The 7,596-nt window shown below is 66.2% G+C and carries 5 protein-coding genes; 1 reads left to right on the forward strand and 4 read right to left on the reverse strand.

From position 1 onward, the window contains the following. The 4 genes from F3J20_RS28430 to F3J20_RS28445 form a co-directional block, all read right to left on the reverse strand. Entirely contained in the window at nt 1-1,434 is a 1,434-nt protein-coding gene (locus F3J20_RS28430; RefSeq protein WP_205299400.1) for a hypothetical protein, read from the reverse strand. Beyond that, nucleotides 1,421-4,105, reverse strand: a complete 2,685-nt coding sequence (gene mutS / locus F3J20_RS28435) for a DNA mismatch repair protein MutS (protein ID WP_167285511.1) — start codon at nt 4,103-4,105, stop codon at nt 1,421-1,423. The genes F3J20_RS28430 and mutS overlap by 14 nt, the downstream gene beginning before the upstream one ends. Before the next feature lie 235 nt (nt 4,106-4,340). Then, entirely contained in the window at nt 4,341-5,639 is a 1,299-nt protein-coding gene (lplT, locus tag F3J20_RS28440) for a lysophospholipid transporter LplT (RefSeq protein ID WP_167285512.1), read from the reverse strand. Nucleotides 5,640-5,875: 236 nt separating this feature from the next. Beyond that, nucleotides 5,876-6,679, reverse strand: a complete 804-nt coding sequence (locus F3J20_RS28445) for an inositol monophosphatase family protein (RefSeq protein WP_167044997.1) — start codon at nt 6,677-6,679, stop codon at nt 5,876-5,878. Nucleotides 6,680-7,008: 329 nt separating this feature from the next. Between F3J20_RS28445 and F3J20_RS28450 the strand changes: the two genes are divergently transcribed. Then, nucleotides 7,009-7,596, forward strand: a 588-nt coding sequence (locus F3J20_RS28450) for an RNA methyltransferase (protein ID WP_167285513.1), incomplete at its 3' end; no start/stop codon positions are given.

The raw sequence follows: 7,596 nt of genomic DNA on the forward strand, positions 1-7,596 counted from the left end.
TCAGCCGGGTGCGCCTGAAGGCGTGCCCGGCGGCACGCGCAGCGACGTGGCCGGTGCCGACGCAGGCGAGGGTGCCGGCACCGATGGCGAAGCCGGCAGTATCGACCCCGGCGGCATCGAAATCGCCGGCTCATATTCACTACCTTCCTGATCCAGCTGCGGCCCGCCGGGTGTACCAGGTGCGCCTGGTGCCTGCGGCAGCAGCGGCGGCAATTCCGACGCCGGACCGAAGCCCGGCACATTCGGCATATCGGGCGAGCCCGACATCGACGCACCGGATTCATCGTGCGATTGCAGCGGCGGCGTAGTCGGCAGCGGTATTTGTTTCGGCACGTCGTGCACGCTCACACGGAACGGCGTTTTCCTGCCGAAATCCGCTTCAATCTGAATCCACTGGTTAAAACGATCGCGCGGCGCAAGCCCGATACGCGTGAGGTTCGTCACGGCCATGCCCTTGTCGTTGCGTAGTGGCTGATCGATCACGAAGCCGCCGGCCACGCGTTCGTCGTCGGCATGAATCACGACCACGGGCCCGTGAAAAGTCTGCGCGAGCTTGACGAGGCTGCGCTTGAGTTCGAGAAAGCCATCGCGACGCGTGCTGCGCGCGAAATGCAGCCACGCGAACCGCTCGGGCCGCTTGTAGCGCTCCGGATCGAAGTCGCCCTCGATGAACACGACGATCGCACGCGCGTCGCGGCGTTTCGCATATTCGCCCGCGTGTTCGAGCCAGAATGCATTGGCGATCACGCGATCCTCGAACTCGCCGTTGCGGCCGCCCGCGGTCAGATAGTGATTGTTCGGCCCCGGCGCGTTCAGGCCGACGAACACGATGTCGCGGGCCTGATCGGCGGTCCTGTCGTTTGCCCTTTCGTTCGCGCTTTCGCTCATGACCCAGCGCACGTTTTCACGGAACGGACGAAAGCGCGAGACTTCGCTTTCGCGCGTCAAGGCAATCGGGTTCTGACCCATCGAGGTGGAGTCGGCGAATAGCGTTTGCCGCAGCAGATCGAGCCGCTCGACCGGATCGAAGCCGCCGGCTTCGGCCGTCCCGCAATCGACCCAGTCGTGTTCGCCGGGAATGAAGAAGAGCGGCAGGCGCGAGTTTTCGAGCAGCGCGTAACGGCGCTCGTAAAGCGTGTCGCGGCAGACTTCCTTCGGCCCCTTCAGATTGCCGTCGTAGACAATGAAGCGCACCGCGCGCTCGCGGCCGATCGCATCGAGCAACCGCTGTGTGGAGGCTTCGTCGGCGGGGCTGCGCATCGTGTCCGCGATGACCGCGAACGTGAAACGCGAGGCCTCGGCCCGCGCAGGCGTGGTCCACGCGCACAGTGCCGCGAGCGCGGCGATGCCGCCCACGAGCGCGCGCGCGTGGCTCAGCGCCGCGCGAAACTCGCGCGGCCGTTGGGGATGCCGGTGTGCGTCAACGGTCCGCATCCGGCGCGACGGCCAGTTCATGTAGTTCGTACAGCAGATCGAGTGCTTCGCGCGGCCGCAGATCGTTCGGATCGATGCCGCGCAGACGCTCGACGACGGCCTGCATCGCGGGCGATGCGGGTGACGCATGGGTGTCGGCATCGTTGTCGTCGTCCGCGTCTTCGGCGAGCATCGGCGGCGCGGCGAACAGATCGAGTTGCGGCGCGGGCTGTGCGGCCGATTGCTGTTCGAGATGTGCGAGATGCTTGCGCGCCGCGCGGATCACCGCGTTCGGCACCCCGGCCAGTTGCGCGACCTGCAGACCGTAGCTCTGGTTGGCCGGCCCTTCGTCGACCGCATGCAGGAACACGATGCCATGCCCGTGTTCGACCGCCGACAGATGCACGTTGGCCGCGTGCGGAAATTCCAGCGGCAGTTGCGTCAGCTCGAAGTAGTGCGTTGCGAACAGCGTGTAGCAGCCGTTGTGCGCGAGCAGGTGCCGTGCAATTGCCCAGGCGAGCGCGAGACCGTCGAACGTCGAGGTGCCACGGCCGATCTCATCCATCAGCACGAGGCTGTGCTGTGTCGCGTCGTTGAGGATCGCGGCGGCTTCGGTCATTTCGACCATGAAGGTCGAGCGGCCGCCGGCGAGATCGTCTGCCGCGCCGATGCGCGTGAAGATGCGGTCGATCGGCCCGAAGGCCGCGCGCCGTGCCGGCACGTAGCTGCCCACGTAGGCGAGCAGCGCGATCAGCGCGGTCTGACGCATGAACGTCGATTTACCGCCCATGTTCGGGCCGGTGATCAGCAGCAGCTTGCGCTCGGCGGCGAGCATGCAGTCGTTCGCGATGAACTGCTCGACCTGGGCCTCGACCACCGGATGGCGGCCCTGCTCGATGTCGATGCCGGCATCCGCGCAGAAGCTCGGCGCGACCCAGTCGAGCGCGCGGGCGCGTTCGGCAAAAGCCGCCAGCAGATCGAGTTCGGCCAGTGCCGAGGCGACGCGCTGGCAGTCCGGAATGAACGGCAGGAGTGCTTGCAGCAACGCGTCGTACAACGCGCGCTCGCGCGCAAGCGCACGCTCCTGGGCGGAGAGCGCTTTGTCCTCGAAGGTCTTCAGTTCCGGCGTGATGTAGCGCTCGGCATTCTTCAGCGTCTGACGGCGACGATAGTCGTCGGGCACCTTGTCGGTTTGGCCGCGCGTGACTTCGATATAGAAGCCGTGCACCTTGTTGTACTCGACGCGCAGATTGCCGATGCCGGTGCGCGCGCGTTCGCGCGTTTCGAGATCGATCAGGAATTGCCCGCAATTCTCCGAAATGTCGCGCAGTTCATCGAGCTCCGCGTCGTAGCCGCGTGCGATCACGCCGCCGTCGCGCACCATCGCGGCCGGCTCCTGCGTGACCGCGTGCCTGAGCAGTTCGACGCACTCGGCTGGCGGCTCCAGCGCCGCGTCGATGCGCGCGAGCGAAGCCGCGTTCGACGACACCGCGGCAAGCTGCGCGCGCAGTGCCGGCAGCGCGATGAACGTATCGCGCAGGCTCGACAGATCGCGCGGCCGCGCCGAGAGCAGGGCGAGACGTCCGGTGATCCGCTCGATATCCGCGATTTGCCGCAATGCCTGGCGCAAGGTATCGAGATCGGCGCCGGGCGGCGCGTCGAGTAGCGCGCCGATGGCCTGCTGACGCGCCTGCGCAACCGCCGATTCGCGCGGCGGATGGTGCAGCCAGTGACGCAGCAGGCGGCTGCCCATTGTCGTGCAGCAGGTGTCGAGCAGCGAGCACAGCGTCGGCGATTCGGTGCCGCGCAGTGTTTCCGTGAGTTCGAGGTTGCGGCGCGTGGCGGGGTCGAGGCCGATATATTCGGACTCGTATTCGACCTTCAGGCTGCGCACGTGTCGCAATTGCTGGCCTTGCGTGGACGCCGCGTAGAGCAGCAACGCACCGGCCGCGCCGCACGCGCAGCCGAGCGAATGCGCGCCGAAGCCGTCGAGGCTTGCCACTTCGAGCTGGTCGCACAGGCGCTTCGTGCCCGACGCGATATCGAAGTGCCAGGCCGGCATGCGCGTGAGTGCGCCCGCGTTGGTGGGCGGCGTCCAGCTTGCCGAATCGGCGCTCGCGTCGGCGACGAGAATTTCAGCGGGGCGAATGCGTTCGAGTGCCGCGGCCACCTGGTCGGGCGCGACTTCCGCGAGACGCAGTGCGCCGCTCGCGAGATTGAGCCATGCGAGGCCGACGCTCGTCGCAACGCCGCGGCGATTGTGCGCGACGCACATCGAGAGCAGGTAAACGTCGCTCTTGTCGGACAGCAGCGCGGCATCCGTCAGCGTGCCCGGTGTGACCACACGGACGACTTTGCGCTCGACCGGCCCTTTCGAGGTGGCCGGGTCGCCGATCTGTTCGCAGATCGCCACGGATTCGCCGAGCTTCACGAGCTTGGCCAGATACTGTTCGACCGCGTGATGCGGCACGCCGGCCATCTTGATCGGATTGCCCGCCGACGCGCCGCGCTGCGTGAGCGTCAGATCGAGCAGCCGCGCGGCTTTCTCCGCGTCGTCGAAAAAGAGTTCGTAGAAGTCGCCCATCCGGTAGAACACGAGCGTGCCCGGATGCTCCGCTTTGATGCGCAAATATTGCTGCATCATTGGAGTGTGTTGTGCGACGTCGTTGGCCGCTGCGGTTTGAATGCCCATCCTTGGTGTCTTCTTGCGGTAGATGCTCAGGGCGTGAGTTTAACCCGCCCGCGCGGCGAACGGACCCTGGCCGAACGGCCGATGCACGACGCAAAACGGCTGTGGCAGCATGAAATCTCCACGGCAGCGCGAACGGGCGGGCTGCGACGATGCGTATCGCCGTGGCGGCGCGCCGAGACGCGCGCTTGCCGGAGTCATCGAGCTACCGAATCACCGAAGGCGAATCGTCATGCATTCATTCCTCGACCATCGCACGCATGTCGACCATGCGCTCGTTCACGGCGCTGCGCCGCATGGCGAGCCACATCAGCAGCGTGATGAAACTGCCGAACACGACGATGATCCATTGCGCGGGCAGCTTCGCGATGAGCAGCAGCGCATACATGCCGAGCATCAGCAGCACGGCGAGGTTCTGGTTGAAGTTCTGCACGGCGATCGAGTGGCCGGGCGACAGCAGCGTCGCGCCGCGATGCTGGAGAAGCGCGTTCATCGGCACGATGAAAAAGCCCGACAGCGCGCCGAGCACGATCATCAGCGGATAGGCGAGCAGGAGATAGGCGGGCGCGACGTGCGAGCCGATGCGCAGGCCCGCGCCGGGCGGGAACAGATCCTTGTTGTAGAACGCCATCGCGATCGCCACCGCGCCGGTCAGCACGCCGACCGGCAGCACGCGCAGCGATTTGCGCAGCGGAATCAACGCGGCGGCGGCCGTCGCGCCGAGCGCGATGCCGATGCCGCTCACGCCCTGCATGACCGCTGCTTTCGACAACGTCAGCCCAAGGTTCACGTTCGCCCATTTGAGCACGAGCAACTGCATCGTCACCGCGGCACCCCACAGCAGCGTCGTGACCCACAGCGCGATCTGCGCGAGCTTGTCGGCCCACAGCACATGAAAGCAGTGATGGAATTCGCCGACCAGCTTCTTCGGCTCCGACAGACGGTTCGGATAGCGCGCGCCGGTGTCGGGAATGAAGACGTTGATCGCGGCGGCGACGGCGTAAGTGACCATCACCGCGAACATCGCGAGATCGGCGGCGGAGCCGATCAGCGGCAGATGCGCGTGCGCGACGAAGTGCCCGATCGACACGCTGATCAGCGCGCCGCCGAGCATCGTGCCGGCGATCGTCGAAAGGACCGTGGCCGATTCGAGCCATGCATTGGCCTGGACGAGCTTGTCGGCGGGCAGCAGCTCGGTGAGGATGCCGTACTTGGCCGGCGAATAGGCCGCCGCGCCAAAGCCGACCACGCCGTACGCAATCATCGGATGAACGCCGGCGATCATCAGCAGGCAGCCGCTCGCCTTGAGCGCGTTGGAGATGAACATGACGTGGCGCTTTTGCAGCGAGTCCGCGAACGCACCGACGAAGGGCGCGAGCAGCACGTACGAAATCGTGAAGAAGATTTGCAGCAGCGGGGTGACCCAGGCAGCCGAGCGGATTACCGAAAGCAGCGCGATGGCGGCGATCAGCAGCGCGTTGTCCGCGAGCGACGAAACGAATTGCGCCGCAATGATCGTGTAAAAGCCTTTTTTCATGAAGCGGATGAGAGGCTGCGCGCGAGTCGGGAAGAGGGCGGCGAGGGAGCGGCAACAGGGCGTGGCAGCGGCCCGCACCGACACCGGCAAACCGCGCCGGCAGGAGAGCGCATGGCACCCCGGCTTTGTAGCACGAACGTGTGTACGCTGCAGTGCAGCCAACAAAAAAAAGCGGCTGAAGCCGCTTTGCCGTGCGCCGATTACGCGAGTCCGCCCGCAGCCCGCGGCGGCACGCGTCAGGCCGACTGCTGACGCGTGCGGCTGTAGCGCGACAGAACCGGAATCATCTGCGCGTAGACCTTCGGGTTGCCCGCGACGACTTCGCCGACGTGCAGGAAGTCCGAGTCGCCCGTGTAGTTGCCGACCAGACCGCCCGCTTCCGTGATCAGCAGGCTGCCCGCCGCGACGTCCCACGGGTGCAGACCCTGCTCGAAGAAGCCGTCCATGCGGCCGGCGGCGACGTTCGCGAGATCGAGCGCGGCGGCGCCCGGACGGCGCAGGCCCGCGCAGGCTTCGGTCATTTCGGCGAACTGGCGACCGTACGCTTCGAGGCTGTCCTGCTCGCGGAACGGGAAGCCGGTGCCGATCAGGCAGTCGGCAAGGCGGTCGCGCTTGGCGACGCGGATGCGGCGGTCGTTGAGGAACGCGCCACGGCCGCGCGAGGCAGTGAACAGGTCGTTGCGGTTCGGATCGTAGACGACGGCCTGCGTGACGATACCTTTGTGCGCGAGCGCGATCGACACGCAGTAGTACGGAAAGCCGTGGATGAAGTTGGTGGTGCCGTCGAGCGGATCGATGATCCACTGGTATTCGGAGTCGTTGTCCGACTTGCCCGACTCTTCGGCGAGAATTGCGTGATCGGGATAGGCGGTCTTCAGCGTTTCGATGATCGCGGCTTCCGACGCCTTGTCGACCTCCGTGACGAAATCGTTGTGCTGCTTCTTGCTGACCTGGACCAGGTCGAGGTCGAGCGACGCGCGGTTGATGATTTGCGCTGCGCGGCGGGCGGCCTTCACGGCGATATTGAGCATGGGATGCATGAGTCTGGATCCTTGTGCCGGGGCAGCACGGCTGCTTGCCGGAAAATAAGCGCTAAACCTGCGCTAACAGGGTGCCGCGAAGGCGCGGAAACAGCACGGAAAACAAGCCGGGCAAAGCGCTGCTGCGCATTCCTCGTATTGCATTCCGTCGACGGGGACGAATTGGATAAGAACGTGGCGCCCGGTTCGGTGAATGCCTGGGCATTTGCCCGTGCCGGACACGAAACGCAGCATTTTACCTGAGTCCTGGCGCCGCCGCGCATACGGATGATTCGGCGCGGCGGCGGGTTGGCGCTACCATACGCATCTTTAGCCTGCCGAGTTTTATCGTGGAGCACACCCACCATTCCTCCGATCCCGCCGTGGCCGAACTGCGCGGCGGCTTTACGTCGACGCGCTTCGTGCTCGTCGAGCCCAGCCATCCCGGCAACGTCGGCGCCGCGGCGCGCGCGCTGAAGACCATGGGCTTCTCGCGGCTCGTGCTGGTGTCGCCGCGCGTGCCGAACGTGCAGAACGATCCCGAAGCGATCGCGATGGCGAGCGGCGCCGACGACGTGCTCGCCTCGGTGCACATCGTGCCGACGCTCGCCGATGCGCTCGCGGGCGTGCACTGGTCGATCGCGCTGACCGCGCGGCTGCGCGAATACGGCCCGCCGCAATGGACGCCGCGCGCGGCCGCCGCCATCGCGCACGAACAGGCGGTACACGGCGAGATCGCGCTGGTATTCGGCAACGAGCGCACGGGCTTGTCGAACGAGGACGTCGAGCGCTGCAGCGCGCTTGCGCATATTCCGGCCAATCCGGCCTATAGCTCGCTCAATCTCGCCCAAGCGGTGCAGGTGCTCGCGTACGAACTGCGCACCGCCTATCTTGGCACGGACGTCGGCGTCGGCGACCCGGCAGGCGGCGCGCCGCTC

The organism is Paraburkholderia sp. Cy-641 (assembly GCF_011752945.1).
Lineage (GTDB): Bacteria > Pseudomonadota > Gammaproteobacteria > Burkholderiales > Burkholderiaceae > Paraburkholderia.

Coding starts and splice junctions, on each gene's coding strand:
- F3J20_RS28430 (WP_205299400.1), bottom strand. CDS start 1,434: ATGCGGACCGTTGACGCACACCGGCATCCCCAACGGCCGCGCGAGTTT.
- mutS (WP_167285511.1), bottom strand. CDS start 4,105: ATGGGCATTCAAACCGCAGCGGCCAACGACGTCGCACAACACACTCCA.
- lplT (WP_167285512.1), bottom strand. CDS start 5,639: ATGAAAAAAGGCTTTTACACGATCATTGCGGCGCAATTCGTTTCGTCG.
- F3J20_RS28445 (WP_167044997.1), bottom strand. CDS start 6,679: ATGCATCCCATGCTCAATATCGCCGTGAAGGCCGCCCGCCGCGCAGCG.